This is a genomic window from Segatella cerevisiae (assembly GCF_024054555.1).
Classification (GTDB): Bacteria; Bacteroidota; Bacteroidia; order Bacteroidales; family Bacteroidaceae; genus Prevotella; species Prevotella cerevisiae.
On the sequence record NZ_JAMXLY010000006.1, the window covers coordinates 19,293 to 40,677 of the forward strand.

Here is a 21,385-nt window from a genome sequence, read left to right on the forward strand (position 1 = left end):
TAATTAGTTATGCAAATCTCTAAAACGTTACACCAACACCCAAAGTAAATGTCCGCGCACGCGGATAAGAGAAAAACTGGCGGTTTGTGCCCCAGTTATTATCTCCTAGACGAGTAGAGTTATCAGGATCATAGCCCAAATAGTCCTTAGAAGTAATAATAAACAAATTATTTAAATTTGCATAAACGCGCAAAGCATGAATCCCCATCCTGCTTATTGCACTATTATTAAAAGTATATCCGATTTGTATCAGATTGCAGCGCAGGTAATCACCACTGCATACCCAGTCATCATCGGCCTGATTATTTGCACCTTGTCCAAAATTGGCCAGACGTATAGCCTGTTCTTTCCCATTAGGATTCGTTGCAGGGTTCCAGGCATCTTTATACAAACGGGTAAGGCCATTAGTCAGGAAACGGGACACCGTAGAATGATAAAATTCCTGCATAATATCAGCTCCAAGGGAGAACTGAAAATCAGCAGTAAAGTCAAAGCCCTTATAGTTAAAGGTATTTACAAATGACCCCATCCAGTCAGGGAGTCCATTTCCTATCACCTGGGGATCCTTATAGGTCACCTTTTCTCCTATTATAGACGGGATATTCATAGTCTTAGCATCCCAGTGAGAAGGAACTCCATCATAGATCCCTGCTCTTTTATAACCATAGAAGGAAGACAATGGTTCGCCTTCGCGGATAAGCATATCATAACCTACAAAACCGTCCGTTGTGATCTGACGTTTGCCCGAAAGAGGATCCACGGACGCACCCTCATCAAGTTTTTCCACCTTGTTTTTATTAAATCCCAGATTAAGCGTTGATTGCCATTGGAAGTCTTTGCTGTCTATTGGATACGCCGTAATCAAAATATCAAAACCATGGTTGGATACTGCTCCAATATTATCCATGATAGAAGAGAATCCAGTAGACTCTGGGACTGGTCGATTAAGTAACAGGTCAGAAGTATATTTATAGTAATAAGAAATATCAAAATTCAATCTGTCTTTTAGCAATCCAAGTTCAAAACCAAGATCCCATTGTAATGTCTTCTCCCATTTTAATTTATCATTAGGAAGGTTATCCAGATAGGACACTACTTGCAGATTATCACCAATAATAGTATTAGACTGACTTATCCGTGCAAGAGAAGCATAAGTACCAATCTCAGAATTACCAGTCAATCCTATTGAAGAATGGAGTTTTAAACGACTTATTGGTTTTACATTTTTCAGGAAAGGTTCATTAGAAACCACCCATCCCAAACCTAATGAAGGGAAGAACGCATATTTATTATCTTTACCGAATTTAGAAGAGCCATCATAACGGCCGGTTACAGTAGCCAGATAAGTGTCATCATAATTATAGGCAAGACGGAAAAAGTAAGAATTCATAGCCCACTTATCGTAGTCACTGCCAACACTAGGACGGTTAGTACCAGAACCTAAATTATAAAAGCCATCATAATCATCTATATATTTACTGTCTGAAGCACTAAAATAATCATACTTTCGCTCTGACCAGGACATCCCGCCCATTACATTAATGTGGTTTTTCCCAAAAGTATTAATATAAGTCAAATACGTCTCCTCCTGCCAGTAAAAAGCATTAGAACTATTTGCACTTGCAGAACCTTCAGAGTTTTGATTAATCAATGGACGTGGAGTAAATGGGGTATAGCCCTTATAACGATCAATATGATAGTCAACACCATATTGGGTCTTCAAATCCAGATTTTTCATTAAGTGAAAGATAAACGCAGCATTTCCGAAAACCTGAGTATGATAAGTATCTGATTGAATTCTCTTCAGCAATTCTACAGGATTTCCAACACCTTCAGGACTGAAACTTTGATAGCCACTGTTCGGGTTATTCTTGTCATTAAGAATTGCCGTCGTCGTCACATCACTCGTTTGTGCATAATGTCCATCAATCATTACAGGAAGGAAAGGCAATTGCTCTATCATGGTACGCAGAGCCCCCTGGCCGTAAGGGTTATCTGAAGTACGATTACCCCAGGTATGGTTTACCAACAAATTAATGGAAGTTGACAGCCATTTGGTCGGTTTATCATCATAAGCAAACTTTGCGTTCAAACGTTTGTAATAAGAGTTGAGAAGAATACCTTCCTGATCAGTATAATTCAGGAATGCACCCATAGAATAATCTTTTCCTCCACGCTGGATATTCAACTGATGATTCTGAGAAACTGATGTACGGGAAGCCTCATCCTGCCAGTCCGTATTATATATTGGGGTTCCATCTGATTTGAACAAACGAGAATCTGTAAATATTTTCGACAAATCTGTATCAAAATTCTTCCCTTGCCAAGCATTTGCATTCTCCAAACCTTGCTTGAAAGCAGACATCCATTCCGAGGAATTCATGACCTTCATTTTTCTTGCCATCGAACTAATCGAAATTGAGCCCTCATAAGAAATACGAGCCCCCTGTCCCTCTATACCCCGTTTGGTCGTCACCAATATGACGCCGTTTGCGCCACGGGCACCGTAAATTGCCTCTGCTGAGGCATCCTTCAGTACTTCTATGGACTCAATATCGTTAGGGTTAAGATATTGAAAATCTGACATTACTACGCCATCAACCACATATAGAGGATTTGTGGATGCATTAATTGTAGAAATACCACGAATAATAACACGCATTTCTCCTCCAGGTTGTCCTGTATTATTATAGATATTAACACCAGCCGCTTTACCTTTCAACCCTTCAAGCGCATTGAAATTCTGTCCTTTCAAGATATCATCCCCCTTCGTTTGAGAGATTGATCCCGTAAGATCGGATTTACGCATAGTACCATATCCTACAACTACTACCTCATTCAAATCTTTTGAATCCTCATGCATGATTGTATTCTTACCCACACCTGCTATGATCATACTCTTTTGAAATCCGACATAAGATATTTCCAAAGTACTTCCGGAAGGGACTCTCAAAGTATAGTGTCCATCAATATCTGTGGCCACACCATTACTTGTTCCTTTTTGAATAACAGATGCTCCAATAATAGGTTCACCATTCACATCAACTATTCTACCTGTAGCTTTAATAATTTGAGAGCTATTAAAATAAGATCTCTGAGGACTTTCCATCCTCTGTTCTATCTGCTGCCTTTCTTTCACAATAATAAAATTACCATTAATCTCATAGTCTAGATTCTGGCCTGCCAAAATCTGATTGACAACTTCTTTTAATGGTCGATTATTAGCATTGACACTGATTTTCTTATTGGTATCCACCTTATTAGATCCAAATACAAAAGAATAACCAGTGGCTCTCTTGAATTTAATAACAGCCGTTTTGACAGTTACGTTCTTGACACTAAAAGACACTTGCTGGGCGAAAGTTCCTATGCTGAAACAACATGCCAGACATAAAGCCAATATATGCTTTCGTGGTAATTTTTTCATAAAATATTAATTTGTGTTTAATTAGATATTAGATTCGATATTTTGTATCGAAAATCTATATAAAATGTTAATTATGAGTAGTTCTAAAGTTGGTTCTGATAATTGATATGAATTAATTTCATATCTTTGCAACATTAGAATTCTTATTAGAAGAATATGAAGCTAATTTGGATTTTGATTCTTAGGAGGATATTGGAGTATCCTCCTTTTTATTTCTCTTTCAACGTGATTTAACTGATTTTCTTCATAGGCACTTGTCTTTTTAATGGTTATGGGTCAATATATAACATATTTATCTTTCATACGCTTATATTTGATTAAGTCGGTACTAGACATCACTTCCAAAATCTTATTTAAGGTATCCTCTTTCCGATTGAAGAATCCGTAGAAACGATGATCTCTAACGCTATCAGCCACTCCAATATTAATGCCATAACTACGACTGAGTTGCCTTGCAATATCATCGATACGCATATTGATGAAATTCAGGTCATTCATAGCCTGAGCAGAACCCTCATCGACATCATTTTTCATCTTCAAGACTTTTCCGGTAAGCTTATTTAAGGTCAGACATTCTCCGGGAGCCATGCGAATAGGTTTCGATGGATGAATTTCATTATAAATTTCCACACTTCCATGAAACAAACTCACACAAGCTTGTTCGTCATCTCTATAGTTCCGGACATTGAATTCTGTACCTAAATCCTTAAGAATAAGTCCCCTTGTCTTGATAATAAAAGGAAGTTTAACACTATGACATACCTTGAAATAACCTTCACCGGTAAGAGTCAATTTTCGATCTACAATACCATAACCTTGTGAATAACTCAGCCGGGAACCGGAATTAAGCCGCACTTTAGTCCCATCGGGAAGGGTAAGATTCAGTTGGGATCCATCAGGGGCTTCCATGACAACTTCTGCAAATTGCCTATTAACTTTATTATGGGCTAAATAATAGGTAAAAATTGGAAGGAAAATTAATAATATAATAGCTGCAATATAAATTATTCTTTTCCAAGATGCAGAAACAAGAACAACAGGACGTATTTTTCTATCGGATTGAGATTTTGATATATGTTTATAAAAGCGTTTTATTGCTAACTCTATATTATAATTTGTTCGATCATTAAGTACCGTTTGTGAAAAAAATATTTCAAAAAGATCACGAACATAGCATCTATTGGCTTCGCTCTGATGAGCCCACGACTCCAGTTGCGAAAGTTCTTCTTTTGTAATACTTCCCTTTACAAAAGCATTTGCAATATCTTCTATATTCTGATCTATGTTCTTCATATAATCATGGGTTCTATATTAGAGATACATTTAACAAGGACTAGGGTAGTGAAAGTGTTACTTTTTTTTATTTATTGAAAATAATTATCAAAAAACTTACCTCTTAGTATGATTAAGAAGAAATAATATTAAAATAATATATGGAGTAATGCCCTTTGCCAGTTGTTTAATCGCATTTTTGATATGGTATTTGACCGTATTAACCGAAATTCCCAAACAATCGGCAATCTCCGCATATTTTTTACCTTCAAAACGGCTCATTTGAAAAACCTTCTTACACTCATCCGGTAAGTCATTGATCGCATCCATCAACTGTTTTTCCATTTCTTTCTCGATAATCCAGCCTATAGGATGATCCTCATCAAAAAGATAATCATTAAATTGAAGAAACTCCGAGCTTAAGCTTACAGATTTCATGGCAGACTGATAGGCAGAAGAACTAATAGCCTTTAAGCTATTATTGCGAACTGCACGAATCAGGTATGAACGGAGAGATAGGATCTCTAATGTATCACGAGTATCCCAAATATGAAAGAGCACATCATCAACTACCTCTTCTGCAATTTCTGAATTGTGAAGCAGTTGGGCAGCAAAACGACATAGCAATTCATAATACTTGTGATAAAGTTGTTCAAATGCTTTTTCGTCACCTTGTCTGATACGACTTAATATTAAAAAATCGGTTTTATCCATTCATGTTCCATCAGTCTATGTTTTCCTATAATAGAATTACAAAAGTACTTATTTTTTTCAAATTTCTTTAATATGTTTAAAGAAATCGTCTAAATAGTTTTTAAGCTCCAATAACTTTTAAGGAAATACAAAATACTTCCTTAAATATTCAGCTGAAGTTTCCCCGATACTCCAGTTTTTTACAAGAAAACATGAAACTGTATTCTGTTATTTTGCGCTTTTCTTTGTAGCTTTGACAAAATAGATGATCAGCAGGATATAAGCGACCAATGAAGCTAACTCTGACAGTGGGTTCAACCACCAAGTATCTGCTACAGACCATTTCATCCCGAAGAAAGTAAGCAGGGCACTGACTACTCCCATCAATGCACCGCCGGCAATAAAACCGCTGGCAAGAAGGGTACCTCTTTCTCCCCGAGCTTTATTGACTGCAGAATCCTTTGAACGGGATGTGATATACCAGTTCAAACCGCCCCCTACCAGTAAAGGGATATTCAATTCCAAGGGTATGAACATTCCTAAAGCAAAGGCTAATGCGGAGATATGACAACGGTCCAACACGATGGCTATGACTGCCCCTATCGCATAGAGAAGCCATGGAGCTCCCACGCCATTCATCAACGGATCTATCACGGCTGCCATCGCATTGGCCTGAGGTGCCGCCAATTTACCACTCGTAAATCCGTAAGTTTGATTCAAGAGCATCATCACTCCACCGACAGTGGCTGCACTGACCAAAGTGCCTAAGAATTTCCATGTCTCTTGTTTCTTAGGTGTCGTGCCCATCCAATAACCGATCTTAAGGTCGGTGATAAAACTCCCTGCCATTGACAAGGCGGTGCATACGACTCCTCCCATCAGAAGGGCTGCCAACATCCCTGCAGGACCTTTCAAGCCTACTGCTACCATAACTACTGAAGCCAGGATCAAAGTCATCAAAGTCATGCCGGACACAGGATTACTGCCCACTATCGCAATTGCATTGGCAGCAACGGTCGTGAACAAGAAAGCTATAATAGCTACAAGTAGGATACCTACCACGGCAAATAGGAAATTGCCATGCATCACTCCGAACAAGAAAAATCCGAAAATCACCAGAAGGGTTAGAATAGTACCGATCAAAATGATCTTAAAGGCAATATCCCGTTGCGTGCGTTTGAGTTTTAGACCATCATTGCTTTTCCCTTTCAGTTCCTTTCCTGCAAGAGATATTGCACCCTTGATGATTTCCCAACTCTTGATGATCCCCAGGATACCGGCCATGGCAATGCCTCCAATGCCAATGCTCCGGCCATAATTCTTGAAAATCTCCTCAGGGCTCATCGCACCTACCATCGTAGTGATTGAAGGGTCCCACATATTCAAAACTGTATGATGGAATATCAATCCCATACCCGGTACGATCAACCACCAGACTGCCACAGAACCCAGACAGATAAACAGGGCATAGCGTAAACCTACGATATAACCTAATCCGAGGACTGCTGCACCGGTATTCACCTTAAAGACTAATTTGGCTTTATCTGCTATGGTCTGTCCCAACCCGATGACACGACTGGTGAAATTTTCATTCCACCACCCGAAAGTAGATACAATAAAGTCGTAAAGTCCTCCGATAATGCCAGCCTGCAATAAGAGTTTGGCTTGACCGCCACCTTTTGCACCGCTGATCAGAACCTGAGATGTTGCCGTAGCTTCAGGAAAGGGATATTTTCCGTGCATGTCACTGACAAAATATTTCCGGAACGGTATCAAAAACAAGATACCAAGTATTCCTCCTAAAGCAGAAGCCATGAATACTTTAAGAAAAGATGTCGTCATCGTCGGGTATTTCGCCTGTAAGATATAGATAGCCGGCAGTGTGAAGATCGCACCTGCCACTACAGCACCGGAACATGCGCCGATACTCTGGATAATCACGTTTTCACCCAAAGAATTCTTCCGCTTTGCTGCTGTGGATACACCGACAGCAATAATCGCAATAGGGATTGCTGCTTCAAAAACCTGGCCGACTTTCAATCCCAGATAGGCAGCGGCAGCAGAAAACAAGACAGCCATCAGGATACCCCATATAACTGACCATGTATTAACTTCGGGATAAACCTTATCCGGTCTCATAACAGGTTTATATTCCTCCCCGGCCTTTAATTCCCTGAAGGCGTTATCAGGCAATTCCATCTTCTCTTTTTCTGTATTCTCCATTTTGTCTTAACAATATTTTACCGACAAAGTTAGCCAAAACCCTATAAAAAAACAAATCCGAATTCATTTATGTGAGAATATTCTTGTTGCTTCCACATGAAAATGATTAATTTTGCAATTAATTATGAAAATAGGAAATATAGAATTAGGTTCTCGACCACTCTTCCTCGCACCCATGGAAGACGTGACAGATATTGGCTTCAGGAAACTCTGCAAGCGCTATGGCGCAGCTATGGTCTATACGGAATTTATTTCTGCCGATGCTCTTGTGCGTTCTATCAAACCGACCTTGAAGAAGATGCAGATCGATGACGACGAACGCCCTGTAGGTATCCAGATCTACGGAAAAGACGTCGCTTCTATGGTTGAAGCCGCACAAATAGTGGAGCAAGTCCATCCTGATGTCATTGACCTCAATTTCGGTTGTCCTGTCAAGAAAGTTGCAGGCAAAGGCGCAGGAGCGGGATTACTGAAGAACATACCGCTCATGCTGGAAATCACTAGAGAAGTGGTCAAAGCTGTCCACACACCCGTTACTGCCAAGACACGCCTAGGCTGGGACCAGGATCATCTCATCATCACTGAACTGGCTGAAGAATTGCAGGACTGTGGCATTCAGGCACTGACGATACACGGCCGCACACGTGGCCAGATGTATACGGGAAATGCCGACTGGAGTTTGATCAAAGCTGTCAAGGACAATCCCCGTATTCATATCCCCATTATCGGAAACGGGGACATCAACAGTCCTGAGAAAGCGAAAGAAGCCTTTGACAATTATGGAGTAGACGGGGTGATGATCGGTCGTGCCACCTTCGGACATCCCTGGATCTTCAAAGAAATCCGGGACTATCTAGACGGAGGTTCACATCAAACTTTGACTCTGGATGATAAAATAGATATTCTTGAGGAACAACTTCGGATCAACGTGAGCCGCATTGATGAGTATAGGGGTATCTTACATACCCGTCGCCACTTGGCAGCAAGTCCGATATTCAAAGGTATTCCTGATTTCCGCCAAACTCGAATAGCGATGTTGAGGACGGACAAGATGGAGGACTTACTGGCACTGCTCGAAAAGTGCAGGGCTCAACTGAAAGAAATCTCGCTCGAGCAACAGAATGAAAGTAAAAGAGAAGAAGTATAAAATCTGAAAGGAAAATTCAAATTGGTATGACTTTACTGTTGTGGAGGTCAGCATTCAGAAAATTCAATCAGGATACTATATCCATAAAAAGAGAGGTTGTTCCAGATACGGAAACAACCTTTGCATCAGTTTGTCTTAGTCCAAAAGAAATCCGCATACCTTTACCCTAAAACAGAAAAGTGAATAAGTGCGGACACTTGTCTATAAAATCAGTACGACTTAACCTACTGTATCTAGTTGTTCCGCATGACTCAGAGGAAAGAGTCCGCTTATCTCACTCCTGAAGAGAACGAATATCTACTGATTTCAGATCGAATCACGACCTCAGTTATGACCAGTGAAAAAGCAAGTAAAAAAGAAACTTGTAACCTTCGAAAAACCGGCTTCATAGTTTCTCGAAAGTCAGCGTCTTGTTTCTCGAAAGTCGGCTTTCTCTTTCGAGAAACTATCAATCCTCTGTCTTTCTCGAATGTTACAGCCTTATTTTATTGAAAGATACTGCCCGTTCTATCGGGCATTTACATTCTCTTCGTGAATATCCCGGTCACTGTTTTTAGCATTCTCCTGATGCGCCCCCTCCACGGCCATATTGACGACCTGCGCAGAAGACTTGCTCCTTCCGCTAAAGAAGATACGGGTAGAATTCAAGACAGCTAACAAAGCGACACCTGAATCAGCGAAGACTGCTTCCCAAAGATTGGCCACGCCGAACAGACCGAGTATCATCACAAGTACTTTTATGCCTATGGCAAGGACGATGTTCTCATAGACGATGCGATGCGTCCGATTGCCAATATGAATAGCCTCAGCGACCTTAGACGGTTGATCATCCTGAATGACTATATCCGCGGTCTCTATCGCCATATCGCTGCCTAGAGCCCCCATAGCAAAGCCGACATCACTCAGGGCGATTACCGGTGCGTCATTTATGCCATCCCCGACGAAAGCCACCTTTTTCCCTTCATCTTGCAGCGTGCTGATATGTTCCACCTTACCTTCAGGGAGCAAGTCTCCATAGCCATTGGTCATCTTCAACTGCTTTGCAACTTTAGTGACCAGTGCTTGCTTGTCTCCTGAGAATATTTCGATGTTATTTATACCGGCTGAGCGCAGCCTTGACACGGCCTCAGCAGCATCTTCTTTCAGTGTATCTGCCAGAAGGAGATAACCTTTGTAGGCCTTGTCTTTGGCAACGACGACAATTGTCTCAGGAACTGATTTCAAATTCTCAGGATAGGCAATATGGTATTGATCCAGAAGTTTTGTGTTCCCCACAAGCCAATTCTGATATTCCAAGCCAAATCCTGCCAAATTCTCAGCATCCAATGTTGTCTTGACCGGATGATACCTTAAGATGGCTTGCGCTATCGGGTGACTGCTGATTTTCTCCATCGCGGCTATCTGATCCAGATCTTCAGGTTGAAGCCCTTCACTCCTCTGAACTTCAAATTGTCCGGTCGTGATTGTACCAGTCTTGTCAAAGACTACTGTATCCACCTTGGTAACAGCATCGATATAATTGCTCCCTTTGAAAAGAATGCCTCGCTTTGATGCAGCGCCAATACCTGCGAAATAACCCAGAGGAATACTGATGACCAATGCACAAGGACAACTGATGACCAGGAAGATCAGGGCTCGACGGAACCAGTCACTGAAGACATATTGAAAAGAGGGGGATATCCAACTGACTATCCAGGGTAGAAGAATGGTCAGAAGAGCCAGGAGCATCACTGCCGGAGTATAGACATGGGCAAATTTATGAATGAAGAGTTCTGTAGGGGCTTTCCGCTCTGTCGCATCCTCTACTAATTTCAGGACCCTGCTGATGGCTGACTCTTCCGCCGGCCGGACCACTTTGAGCCTTACCACAGTATAAGATGATATCATACCTGCGAGGACTTCCTTTCCCACAGAAATCTGACGAGGAACTGATTCTCCTGTCAAGGCAGCTGTATTGAAGGCAGCCTCATCACCCAGTAAAAGTCCATCCAGGGGCACCCGTTCACCGGGTCTTACTTCTATAATATCTCCTACCTCGACTTGTTCAGGGGCAATCTCTACGCTTTCGTCTTCCCTTATGACCCGTGCATGATCAGGACGAAAAGCCACTAAACTCTTAATGTTGTCTTTCGCCTTGTCCACTGCTCGATCCTGCAACGAGTCACCGATAGAATAAAGCAACATTACAGCAACGGCTTCAGGATATTCGCCGATGATAAACGCGCCGACGGCAGCAATACTCATGAGCATAAATTCGCTGGAGAAATCCCCTTTCATGGCATTGACGACCGCTTCTTTGATGACAGGAAATCCTACAGGTAAAAAAGCGACGGCATACCATATCACTTGTACGAGTTGAATCTGCATCCAAGGTGTATGCTTCAAAAACATACCCAGGATTAATAGGACAGCAGAAAAGATCAGCGGAGTCCAAACTTTCCACTGGTTGCCCTCATTTTCTTCTTCCTCTCCCCCACAAGCCTTGCAAACAGGTTGTTGATTGCCTCTCTTTTCTTCATTCATATCATTGCAATTTTAATTTCTGACGCAAAGATAAGTAAATAGAGATGCAACTGAGTTGCAAAGATAGTTTCTGCACTGTATTTCTACCTACTTTTAATGATGGGGGATTGTAAAAGAATCTTTTCAAGTACAAAAATACCCAGATGGAATGATAGCCGCCAACAAAAAGGGGTAGCCACTCGACTACCCCTCTCCCATTTCTAATAGTATTCGCTTTTGCCTAAATCAATTTGAATGACAATTTCAAAGGCAGATGATCTGAAGCATCTCCTACCAAAACTTCGAAATTGCCTTTCTCGGCCTTCCAGCCATTCGATGACTCATCCCAGAAACTCAATGCAGAACGGTCAATCGTGATCTTAACATCCTTACTTTCACCGGCCTTCAGAAAGACCTTTTGGAAACCTTTCAGTTCCTTATAAGGACGGTCTACGCTGCACTGATCTTCATGGACATAGAGTTGAACGGTCTCTGCACCACTGCGAGAGCCGGTATTCTTCACACGGACAGTAAAGGTTATGGTTCCGTCAGCTGTCATTGAACCGGCAGAAGCTCGCAGATCCGAGAGTTTGAAAGTAGTATAACTCAATCCATGCCCGAAAGCAAACAGGGGATGTGTACCTGCATGATCGACCCACCGATAACCGACGTAAATTCCTTCCTTATAGGTCTCATCGATAATCTGATGTCCCGGGCGCCAAACACCGGGATAGGCATTCAACCGATGTGCGCCTACATCTTGCAGAGAAGCAGGCCACGTAAACGGCAGTTTTCCTGAAGGGTTCACCTTTCCCGTAAGAACATCCGCGATGGCATCACCGGCTTCAGAACCCAAGTACCACGCCTGGACTATAGCTGGAACTTGAGTTTTCCAAGGCATCGCCACCGCATTCCCTGAGATGTTCACAAAAACAAAATTCTTGTTTGCCCGCGACAAAGCCTCGATCAACTTATTCTGATCATACGGTAAGTCATAGGTCAGTCGGTCATGCCCCTCACAGTCCTGATGGTCACTCTTATTCAATCCGCCGAACAAGATGACGGCATCTGCAGTCCTCGCCTTTGCCACAGCAGCAGCGATCAACTCGCCGGAACTACGGTGATCCACCAAACTCTGACCTGTAGTCACGCCATTATAAGAACCTGTGGTATCACCCACATATCCACGTTCAAATTCTACCGAAAGATCAGGGTTATACTCACGAAGTGCTTTCTCCAGACCAGACAGCGGTGAAATCTCCTTCTGTACCTTCAGAGAAGATGAGCCTCCACCTACAGTCATCATCTTAATAGCATTCTCTCCGACAACCAGAACTTTACGGATCTTATGAACTTTCAAAGGCAGCACATCTCCTTTATTCTGGAGCAACACGATACCTTCATCTCCGACATTGCGGGCAGTTGCATAATGCGCTTCCGAACACAAAAATCCATGTCCGCGATCTGGAGCCATCGTTGTACGGAAAAACAGACGTAGCACCCGACGCACTTTGTCATTGAGTTCTTTCATCGTGTAAGTTCCGTCAGAGATACCTTTGAGATAAGGATCGGCCAAATAGTAATTATCGTAGGCATTCTTCGTGCCTGTCGTCAAACCATTCGTCCAGGTCCCGAATTCCATATCCAATCCATTTTTCACAGCCTGTTCAGTATTATGGACACCACCCCAGTCACTAACCACGACACCATCAAACTGCCAGTCTTGTTTCAGGATTCTGTTCAGCAGATATTCGTTATGGCAGTTGTGCTCATCCTTATACAGATTATAAGAACCCATAATCGCCCAAGCATGTCCCTTCTTGACGGCAGCCTCAAAAGCAGGTAGATAGATCTCATGCAAAGCTCTGTCACTGACAACCACATTGACGTTGAAACGATTTTCTTCATCATTATTCAGGGCAAAATGCTTGACGCAGGCAGAAACGCCATTGGACTGCATTCCTTGGATATAAGGGACATCCATGGAAGATGCCAAATAAGGGTCTTCTCCCATAAACTCGAAATTCCTACCGCCCAACGGTGTACGGTAAATATTGACACCGGGGCCCAGAATCATGTCCTTACCCCGATACAGCGCTTCCTCTCCGAGGCTTTTGCCATATTGGCGTGAGAGATCAGAGTTCCACGTCGCAGCCAAACAAGTCAAAGCCGGAAAAGCGACGCAAGAGTCATTGCTCTGCCCAGCCTGCTCCCACTCATCCCAAAGAACATCCGGACGCACCCCCATAGGGCCATCATCTGTCCAGAAATCAGGAATGCCTAACCTTGGAACACCTGCAGAAGAAAACTTACTCTGAGCGTGAATGATCCTGATCTTTTCACGGAGGGTCATCCGGGATAAAGCATCCTCTACCCTTTGCTCTATGGGAGTTGACGGATCCAAATAGACAGGAGTCTGCGCGGACGCAGAACTCCCACAAAACAAAAAGAATACGATCAAATTTTTTATTGCCTTCATTTATTTCAGTTAAAATTTTACTATAGAAGTAACGATCAGAACTCTAAAATATTACTTTTTAGTGACCGTCACTACACCGTTGGCACATCCACCGGTCAAGTCTACCGTAATGACATAAGTGTCACCGTCTTTCAAAGAGACACCCTTCATAGAATAGACATTGCCATTATCACCGCCATGAAGGTTGAATGATCCCTTCATTGCAGACCTTTTTATCCTATCATTAGTACGAATATCATTATAGAGTCAAATACAGAAATTGGGCATTAGGCGACCGCGAAAACTTTGAAAAGAGGGTAAAGGAAATAGACATGCCTATCCCCTTCAAAGACAGGAATGGAAAAGATACGCCGACAACTGAATAATGAAGGAATAACTGTAGGATCTATCTCCTACGGTCACAAACTGTCATAATCTTCATCTATGACACTACTGACTGAATTAGGATCTAAATTCCCGTCTATCTGGATTAAATCTCCAATGTGTTTCCCGACCCTAAGAAGCAGAATGCTCGAAATAGCCCCGTCTTTCTGTCGTAACCAGACTTGTGATTTATAATACTTCTTATCATTCTTGGCAGCTATGGGTGTATAACCACTGGCATTCAGGTGAGCCGTCATTTTGGAAAAGCGCTTGATCACTCTTCTCGAGCAATTTCCCAAATTCAGGACTTTCAAGGAATCGGCCCTATATTTTGCCGTATTTAGATGTGTCAATTTAATCATATACCCCGGGACATTGACAAAACTTGCCTTCTTAGCCTGACAGAATTCCGTAAATATATCATTGGGGGTCTGTGCGAATCCGTATATACAAACGAATAATGCAACCAAAATAAAAAATATTCTTTTCATCACTTCAACCTTTTAATAATTTGATCAGTTTCAAAGATAAGATAAATTTCAATGTCCTTTGCTAAAATTTAAACATTATTCAACAAATACGGTTGATTACACTCTTCTCGATCAAGACACAGACGACGATTACACGCTCCAAAACATAAAGAAGGGGAACTGTGCTTCATCACAATTCCCCTTTTAAAGGCCAGATGCCGAATAATACTAAAAATGACTTTCAATATATTCAAACAACCAATCGTCAAAATCTTTAGCCTTTTCTTCCTCTTTTCCCTTATCTGCTTCTTTCATAATGTTTCGTTTTGGTTGCAAAGATAACTGAATCTTTGTTCTTATGAAAGTAATTAAACTCTTTTTTAAAAGATTATTTGTGAAATCGTTTACCTCCTTATGATCTGCTGTCTAAAACGAACCTATCCGACCCTCTAATGCATCAATAAAAGTATAAAAAACAGAACTGACAATGTACTGTCAAATGCTGTTGGAACTCGACACGCGTTATAGGGTATTCTCCATTACTAAAGGTTCTTCTCCTATGGAATACGGTTCTCATCAAGTACACTCTTGAAGGGTGCTTCTTTAGTAAGATCTCCGATACATCCACCCCTACCAAACCTTGGATAATATCAAAAAAATGCACCTGCAGATAGAGTATCGATTCTTTTTCGTATCTTTGCATACATAGAAAATCAATCAAAAACATGGACGAAGATTTCAACATCCACTCAGAAAATGAATCTTCCGCAGAAAAAGAGTTTGAAAAAGCCCTACGACCCCTGAAATTCGACGATTTCAGCGGAGAAGAGAAGGTCGTGGAAAACCTCAGAATCTTTGTCGAAGCTGCGAAATTTCGTGGAGAGCCTTTGGATCATACCTTACTTCATGGCCCCCCGGGATTGGGAAAGACGACACTAAGCAATATCATAGCCAATGAACTCGGTGTAGGCTTCAAGGTAACCAGTGGGCCTGTATTGGACAAGCCCGGTGACTTGGCAGGTATTCTGACATCTCTGGAGCCTAAAGACGTCCTTTTCATTGATGAGATCCATCGCCTTTCGCCTGTAGTCGAAGAATATTTATATTCTGCCATGGAGGATTACCGCATCGATATCATGATCGACAAAGGTCCTTCGGCGCGAAGCATACAGATAGATCTGAATCCTTTCACCCTGATAGGGGCCACGACAAGAAGCGGATTGTTGTCTGCGCCATTACGCGCACGTTTCGGCATCAACCTCCACTTGGAATATTATCAACCGACGACACTGAAAAAGATTATCTTGCGTTCTGCAAATCTTCTGAAAGTAAAGATAGAGGATGATGCAGCAGAAGAAATCAGCCGCCGGTCACGGGGCACGCCTCGTATAGCTAACAGTTTGCTGCGGCGTATCCGTGACTTTGCACAAGTAAAAGGTAATGGTACCATTACCGGTGAAATCGCACGAATAGCCCTCAAGGCATTGAATATTGACAAATACGGACTCGATGAAATCGACAATAAGATTCTCACGACCATCATAGACAAGTTTCGTGGAGGTCCGGTGGGCGTATCAACCATCGCCACGGCAATAGGAGAAGACTCAGGGACGATAGAAGACGTCTATGAGCCTTATCTTATCATGGATGGTTTCATCAAGCGTACTCCCCGAGGAAGAGTGGCAACGCTACTTGCCTATGAACATTTGGGCAGGGACTACAGAAAGGATGGCAATCCTTTTGAACAAAGCTTTTTTTAATGTCAGAAGAGGTCTGTATAACACCAGACAAAGTGTTTTAGAGGAATTTTTCACATGAGAAAAACGAAGAAAACAGGATTATATACCGGGACCTTTGATCCTTTTACAACAGGGCATCAAAACATTGTGAGCCGCATATTGCCGCTCTTTGACCGGGTTGTGATAGCGGTGGCCGTCAGTAACCGCAAACATACTCAGGAAGAAATAGATGAAAGGGTCAGGAACATACAAGGTCTTTATGAAAATGAGCCTAAAGTCAAGGTCGTCTCCTATGGAGACCTTACCATTGACTTGGCAAAGCGCGAACAAGCCAGTTATATAGTCCGTGGTGTTCGCAACATACGTGATTTCGAGTACGAGCGGGAACAAGCTGATATCAACAAACAACTTGGCGGAATAGAGACGCTCTTGCTCTTCTCTGATCCCGAACTCGGAAGCGTGAGTTCTACACTGGTCCGCGAACTGTGGTATTTCGGACATGATGCCCATGAATTCCTGCCAAAGAAGAAGGATGATAAATGATGAAAAACTATTTTTTCCGGAAGAATATTAAAAGAAAAACAATATGATAAGCTATCAAGCAGATGGTGTGAAAATGCCAAAATTAAGAAAGAGAGATACAACGGCCTGGATAAAGAGAGTAGCTGCAGCTCATGGACGCAAAATCGGTGAAATCGGCTATATGTTCGTGAACGACGAGAAGATGTTGGAGGCGAACAAACAATATCTGGGTCATGACTACTACACGGACATCATCACCTTCGACGATGACGAAGATGATGTCCTCAATGGAGATATCCTCATCTCCTTAGACACGGTCAAGTCTAATGCCGAAAAATTCCATAAGAGCTATGATAACGAGTTGCACCGCGTCATTATCCATGGTATCTTACACCTCTGCGGAATCAATGACAAGGGACCTGGAGAGCGGGAGATTATGGAAGCAAATGAGAATGCCGCCTTGGAAATGCTTTAGACCGTATCACTCGTATTACAGAGTCCTGCAAAAGGGATGAAACAAAGGGCTCAATAAAGAAGACTTTAATAAGGAAATAAAAAGGAATCCCGCTTCAATTCAGTTGAAATGAAACGGGATTCCTTATCGTATGAAAAACTAGAATCATTTTTACTCAATGGTCTCGGCACGTATACCGAAAACTGATAAGACCATGACTCTTCAAAGATGTCACGAATGACACGTAGTCTTCCGTCTTTTCACGCCAGTCTTCTCAAAAGGCAATATTAAGAGCAGAAAATCTCCGCTCGTCAGCCGACCTATTTCTGAGAAGAATCCGTTGAGATCACGCTATTTTAATCCTTTCCTGACAAAAGTTGCAATGCTTTTTGGACGGTATGGTTGCTTTCGTTAGTGATCTCGAAATACTCGTTCATATCCCACAGATCACGCGCGATGAGCGCCTTTACTTGAGCGGACAATGTCGGAACAGTCTTTTGCAGTTCATCGGCGTTCTTAGGCTTTATTTTCTGTTTGGCGCCGTCTGCTACAATACTATCGATTAAATCCTGAGGAATGACGAAGTTCTTGCGGAAGTCCTCAAAAATCGGGAATTTCCTCTTCAGTTCTTTACGGTGATTATCGATATAGGAAAGCGTCTGGGTATAGATCGAGTTTCCAGCAAGGAGTTTCCGATGGAACGTGGTATATTGAAGCGTATCCAACGGTACAAAATAATCTGGCATAATACCGCCACCGCCATAGACAAGACGATGCTTGCGAAGCGTATAGTACTTCTGGGACGGATCGAAGTGTATACTGTCACGGTTGGTAAATTCGCCGTGCTTGTAACGTTGGTCAAGGTCCATCTCGTAGTCTTTCATGTCCCCGTTCTTATACGGTTTCTGAATGCAACGGCCACTAGGCGTATAGTAATGAGCAACCGTGAGTCGGATCATACTGCCGTCAGGGAAAGGTATAGGTCTTTGCACCAAGCCTTTTCCAAAAGACCTGCGACCTACGACAATAGCACGATCTTGATCCTGTAAGGCTCCCGTAACGATCTCTGCAGCTGATGCGGAGAGTTCATCGACAAGCACAACGATTTTCCCTTTCAGCATTTTTCCTTTGCCATTTGACCTGAACTCCTGTCTCGGAGAACGGCGTCCCTGGGTATACACGATCAGGTCGTGATCAGGCAGGAACTGCTGTGCAATCTCTACTGCTGACTGCAGATAGCCGCCACCATTTTCCTGAAGGTCAAAGATCAAGTTCTTCATCCCTTTCTTCTGTAAGGAATCAATGGACTGTGAGATCTCTTCAGGACTGTTGATACCGAAACTCTCCAAACGGATATATCCTATTCCGGGGCGTATCATATAAGAAGCATCGACGGTCTTCAAAGGAATCCGATCCCGAGTAACGGTAAAATGGAGTTTTTGAGGGGCTCCGCGACGTACTACCGTCAAATTGACTTTAGTCCCTTTAGGACCGCGCAGACGCTTCATGATCTTGTCACGGGCCATCTTTACACCGGCAATAGCCGTATCATTCACAGCAATAATACGATCACCGGCAACAATCCCTACCTTTTCTGAAGGTCCGTTGACTACAGGCTGAATGACAACCAACGTATCATTCATCATATTAAACTGCACCCCGATGCCATCGAAATCACCATTCAAAGGTTCATTCAATTCTTTTGTCTCTGATGGAGTAGAATAAGCAGAATGAGGGTCTAACTTATCCAGCATGCCGACGATAGCATCTTCCACCAGTTTATTTTCATCCACAGAATCGACATAGAGATTATCTATGGCCAACTCTGCCGCACTCAGTTTCGATAACGGAGAACCTTGTTCCAAATGAATCCGGAATTGCGCAGACAAAGTTATCGCACAACTGAGGAATGTAGCCAAAACAACTACTTTCTTTTTATCAAACATGATTGTATATTATATTTATTACTCTTAACACCTATCCAAGAAACAGGTTATTCTTTCAGATCCAAGATAAGTCCAATACTGGTTACATGCCGGCTTTAGCCAACTGCTCACTGAGTTCCACAGCTTCGTCTTCAGGAAGGTCTTCCTCTATCACCAGATTGTCAATGATAAAGTTCTGCCTTTCCATCGTATTTTTCCCCATATAATAAGCCAGGAGTTTCTGCACCTGGTCATTCTTATGCAGTGTCACTTGCTCCAATCTCATGTCCGGACCGATAAAATGGGCGAATTCATCAGGAGAGATCTCTCCCAAACCTTTAAACCGCGTTATCTCGGGTTCAGGTCCAAGTTCTGCGATAGCTTTACGACGCTCTTCATCAGTGTAGCAATAGTCCGTAAGGAAATCACTCTTCTTGCCGTATTTCGCTTCATAATCCTTAATGACTGCCTTGTTCTTTATCTTCATCTTCCGGTTACGTACCCGGAAAAGTGGTGTCTGAAGGACATAGACATGGCCCTTCTTGATCAATTCCGGATAGAACTGAAGAAAGAAGGTAATCATCAGCAAGCGGATGTGCATCCCGTCGACATCTGCATCGGTAGCCACAATCACTTTATTGTACCTGAGATTGTCCAGACCGTCTTCTATATTCAAAGCTGCCTGAAGCAAGTTGAATTCCTCATTCTCATAGACGACCTTCTTTGTCAGTCCGAAGCAGTTCAATGGTTTTCCACGAAGGGAAAATACAGCCTGTGTATTCACATCACGGCTTTTCGTAATGCTCCCGCTGGCAGAATCCCCCTCTGTGATGAAGATGCAACTCTCCTCTTTTCTGGGATTCTTTTGATCACTATAGTGAACACGGCAATCTCTCAATTTCCGGTTGTGGAGACTCGCTTTCTTGGCACGCTCACGCGCAAGTTTGGTAATTCCCGCCATTGACTTGCGCTCATGCTCGCTCTCTTTGATCTTGTTCTCCAGGATTTCGGCCACATCCTGATGGATATGCAGGTAATTGTCCACATGTTGCTTGATGAAATCACCTACATACTTATTGATGGATTCTCCGCCCGGAGACATCTGAGTACTGCCCAACTTGATCTTCGTCTGACTTTCAAATACGGGTTCCTCGACATTAATGGCTATTGCAGCTACAATGCCGTTACGGATATCCGTATAGTCATAGTTCTTATTGAAAAATTCCTTGATTGTCTTTGCGATGTGCTCCTTGAAAGCACTCTGATGGGTACCGCCCTGAGTCGTATGCTGACCGTTTACAAAACTGTAATATTCCTCGCCATACTGATTCGTATGCGTAAAGGCTATTTCGATGTCTTCCCCTTTGATATGGATAATCGGATACAGTCCATCTACTGTCATATTGTCCGTCAACAGATCCTCCAGTCCATTACGGCTGTGGATGCGACGTTCATTATACATGATGCTAAGGCCTGAATTCAGATAAGTATAATTGCGGAGCATGATTTCCACGATTTCATCGTGAAAAGAATAATTCTTGAACATCGTATTGTCCGGTTCAAAAAAGATATAAGTCCCCGTTTCTTCAGCAGTAGGCTCTGTCTTGTCACTTTTCTTGACGCCTCTTTCAAAGACCAGTTCACGGACTTTTCCTTCACGGAAACTCCGGACGATAAATTTGGAACTCAAGGCATTGACCGCCTTAATGCCGACTCCGTTCAAACCCACGCTTTTTTTGAATGCACGGGTATCATACTTACCACCGGTATTCAATTTAGCCACAGCTTCTTCCAATTTTCCTTGAGGAATTCCACGGCCGTAATCGCGGACAGATACTCTCAAATTATCCTGAATATTCACTTCGATACAGTCGCCCGCATTCATCTTAAACTCGTCTATGGAATTGTCCATGACCTCTTTAAGCAGAACGTAAATCCCATCTTCAGGCAAAGAACCATCCCCCAAGCGACCGATATACATACCGGGGCGTGTACGGACATGTTCCATATCATTCAAATGGCGGATATTAGCATCTGTATATGCCGGCGTATTCTCCGGTTGATGATCTATATCATGATAATTATCTTCTGACATGTAACCTCTTTCTATCTCTTATATTTCTTACTTTTCAATACAAAAAATGTAAACCAACAAAAATGCAATCAAAC

Annotated in this window: 14 protein-coding genes; 4 read left to right on the forward strand and 10 right to left on the reverse strand. The window is 42.4% G+C overall.

The window, feature by feature from the left end; genetic code table 11:
- Positions 1-19: 19 nt before the first annotated feature.
- The 4 genes from NG821_RS02605 to NG821_RS02620 all read right to left on the reverse strand — a co-directional run bounded on the left by NG821_RS02605 (position 20) and on the right by NG821_RS02620 (position 7,615).
- On the reverse strand, positions 20-3,427 hold the full coding sequence (locus tag NG821_RS02605) for a TonB-dependent receptor (protein ID WP_252760107.1): 3,408 nt from the start codon (positions 3,425-3,427) through the stop codon (positions 20-22).
- Positions 3,428-3,703: 276 nt separating this feature from the next.
- Positions 3,704-4,720, reverse strand: coding sequence for a FecR family protein (locus tag NG821_RS02610; protein ID WP_252760108.1), 1,017 nt, complete (start codon positions 4,718-4,720; stop codon positions 3,704-3,706).
- Positions 4,721-4,816: 96 nt separating this feature from the next.
- The gene (locus NG821_RS02615) at positions 4,817-5,413 is read right to left on the reverse strand and encodes an RNA polymerase sigma-70 factor (protein ID WP_252760109.1); all 597 of its coding nucleotides are present in this window, start codon (positions 5,411-5,413) and stop codon (positions 4,817-4,819) included.
- A gap of 207 nt (positions 5,414-5,620) precedes the next feature.
- Positions 5,621-7,615, reverse strand: coding sequence for an OPT family oligopeptide transporter (locus NG821_RS02620; protein ID WP_252760110.1), 1,995 nt, complete (start codon positions 7,613-7,615; stop codon positions 5,621-5,623).
- Positions 7,616-7,739: 124 nt separating this feature from the next.
- On the opposite strand from NG821_RS02620, the gene dusB reads away from it, so the two are divergent.
- The gene (dusB, locus tag NG821_RS02625) at positions 7,740-8,762 is read left to right on the forward strand and encodes a tRNA dihydrouridine synthase DusB (protein WP_252760111.1); all 1,023 of its coding nucleotides are present in this window, start codon (positions 7,740-7,742) and stop codon (positions 8,760-8,762) included.
- A gap of 507 nt (positions 8,763-9,269) precedes the next feature.
- On the opposite strand, the gene NG821_RS02630 is transcribed toward dusB, so the two are convergent.
- The 4 genes from NG821_RS02630 to NG821_RS02645 form a co-directional block, all read right to left on the reverse strand.
- Positions 9,270-11,285, reverse strand: coding sequence for a heavy metal translocating P-type ATPase (locus tag NG821_RS02630; RefSeq protein WP_252760112.1), 2,016 nt, complete (start codon positions 11,283-11,285; stop codon positions 9,270-9,272).
- Positions 11,286-11,505: 220 nt separating this feature from the next.
- Complete coding sequence (locus NG821_RS02635) at positions 11,506-13,743, reverse strand: glycoside hydrolase family 3 C-terminal domain-containing protein (RefSeq protein ID WP_252760113.1); 2,238 nt, start codon at positions 13,741-13,743, stop codon at positions 11,506-11,508.
- A 51-nt stretch (positions 13,744-13,794) separates the two neighbouring features.
- Entirely contained in the window at positions 13,795-13,944 is a 150-nt protein-coding gene (locus NG821_RS02640) for a DUF5121 domain-containing protein (RefSeq protein WP_252760114.1), read from the reverse strand.
- Positions 13,945-14,141: 197 nt separating this feature from the next.
- A complete protein-coding gene (locus NG821_RS02645) occupies positions 14,142-14,597 on the reverse strand; it encodes a DUF4252 domain-containing protein (protein ID WP_252760115.1) in 456 nt (151 codons plus the stop codon).
- A gap of 704 nt (positions 14,598-15,301) precedes the next feature.
- Here NG821_RS02645 and ruvB point away from each other — a divergent pair.
- From ruvB to ybeY, 3 genes are read left to right on the forward strand one after another with little or no spacing between them, the layout of a single operon-like run.
- The gene (ruvB, locus tag NG821_RS02650; protein ID WP_252760116.1) at positions 15,302-16,336 is read left to right on the forward strand and encodes a Holliday junction branch migration DNA helicase RuvB; all 1,035 of its coding nucleotides are present in this window, start codon (positions 15,302-15,304) and stop codon (positions 16,334-16,336) included.
- A gap of 54 nt (positions 16,337-16,390) precedes the next feature.
- Positions 16,391-16,858, forward strand: a complete 468-nt coding sequence (gene coaD / locus NG821_RS02655) for a pantetheine-phosphate adenylyltransferase (protein WP_252760117.1) — start codon at positions 16,391-16,393, stop codon at positions 16,856-16,858.
- A gap of 43 nt (positions 16,859-16,901) precedes the next feature.
- Entirely contained in the window at positions 16,902-17,312 is a 411-nt protein-coding gene (gene ybeY, locus NG821_RS02660; RefSeq protein WP_252760118.1) for an rRNA maturation RNase YbeY, read from the forward strand.
- A 335-nt stretch (positions 17,313-17,647) separates the two neighbouring features.
- Here the strand turns inward: ybeY and NG821_RS02665 are convergent, their stop codons facing one another.
- Together NG821_RS02665 and NG821_RS02670 are read right to left on the reverse strand one after the other, a co-directional pair.
- A complete protein-coding gene (locus tag NG821_RS02665) occupies positions 17,648-19,237 on the reverse strand; it encodes a S41 family peptidase (protein WP_252760119.1) in 1,590 nt (529 codons plus the stop codon).
- Between the two features lie 82 nt (positions 19,238-19,319).
- Positions 19,320-21,311, reverse strand: a complete 1,992-nt coding sequence (locus NG821_RS02670; protein ID WP_252760120.1) for a DNA topoisomerase IV subunit B — start codon at positions 21,309-21,311, stop codon at positions 19,320-19,322.
- Positions 21,312-21,385: the final 74 nt, after the last annotated feature.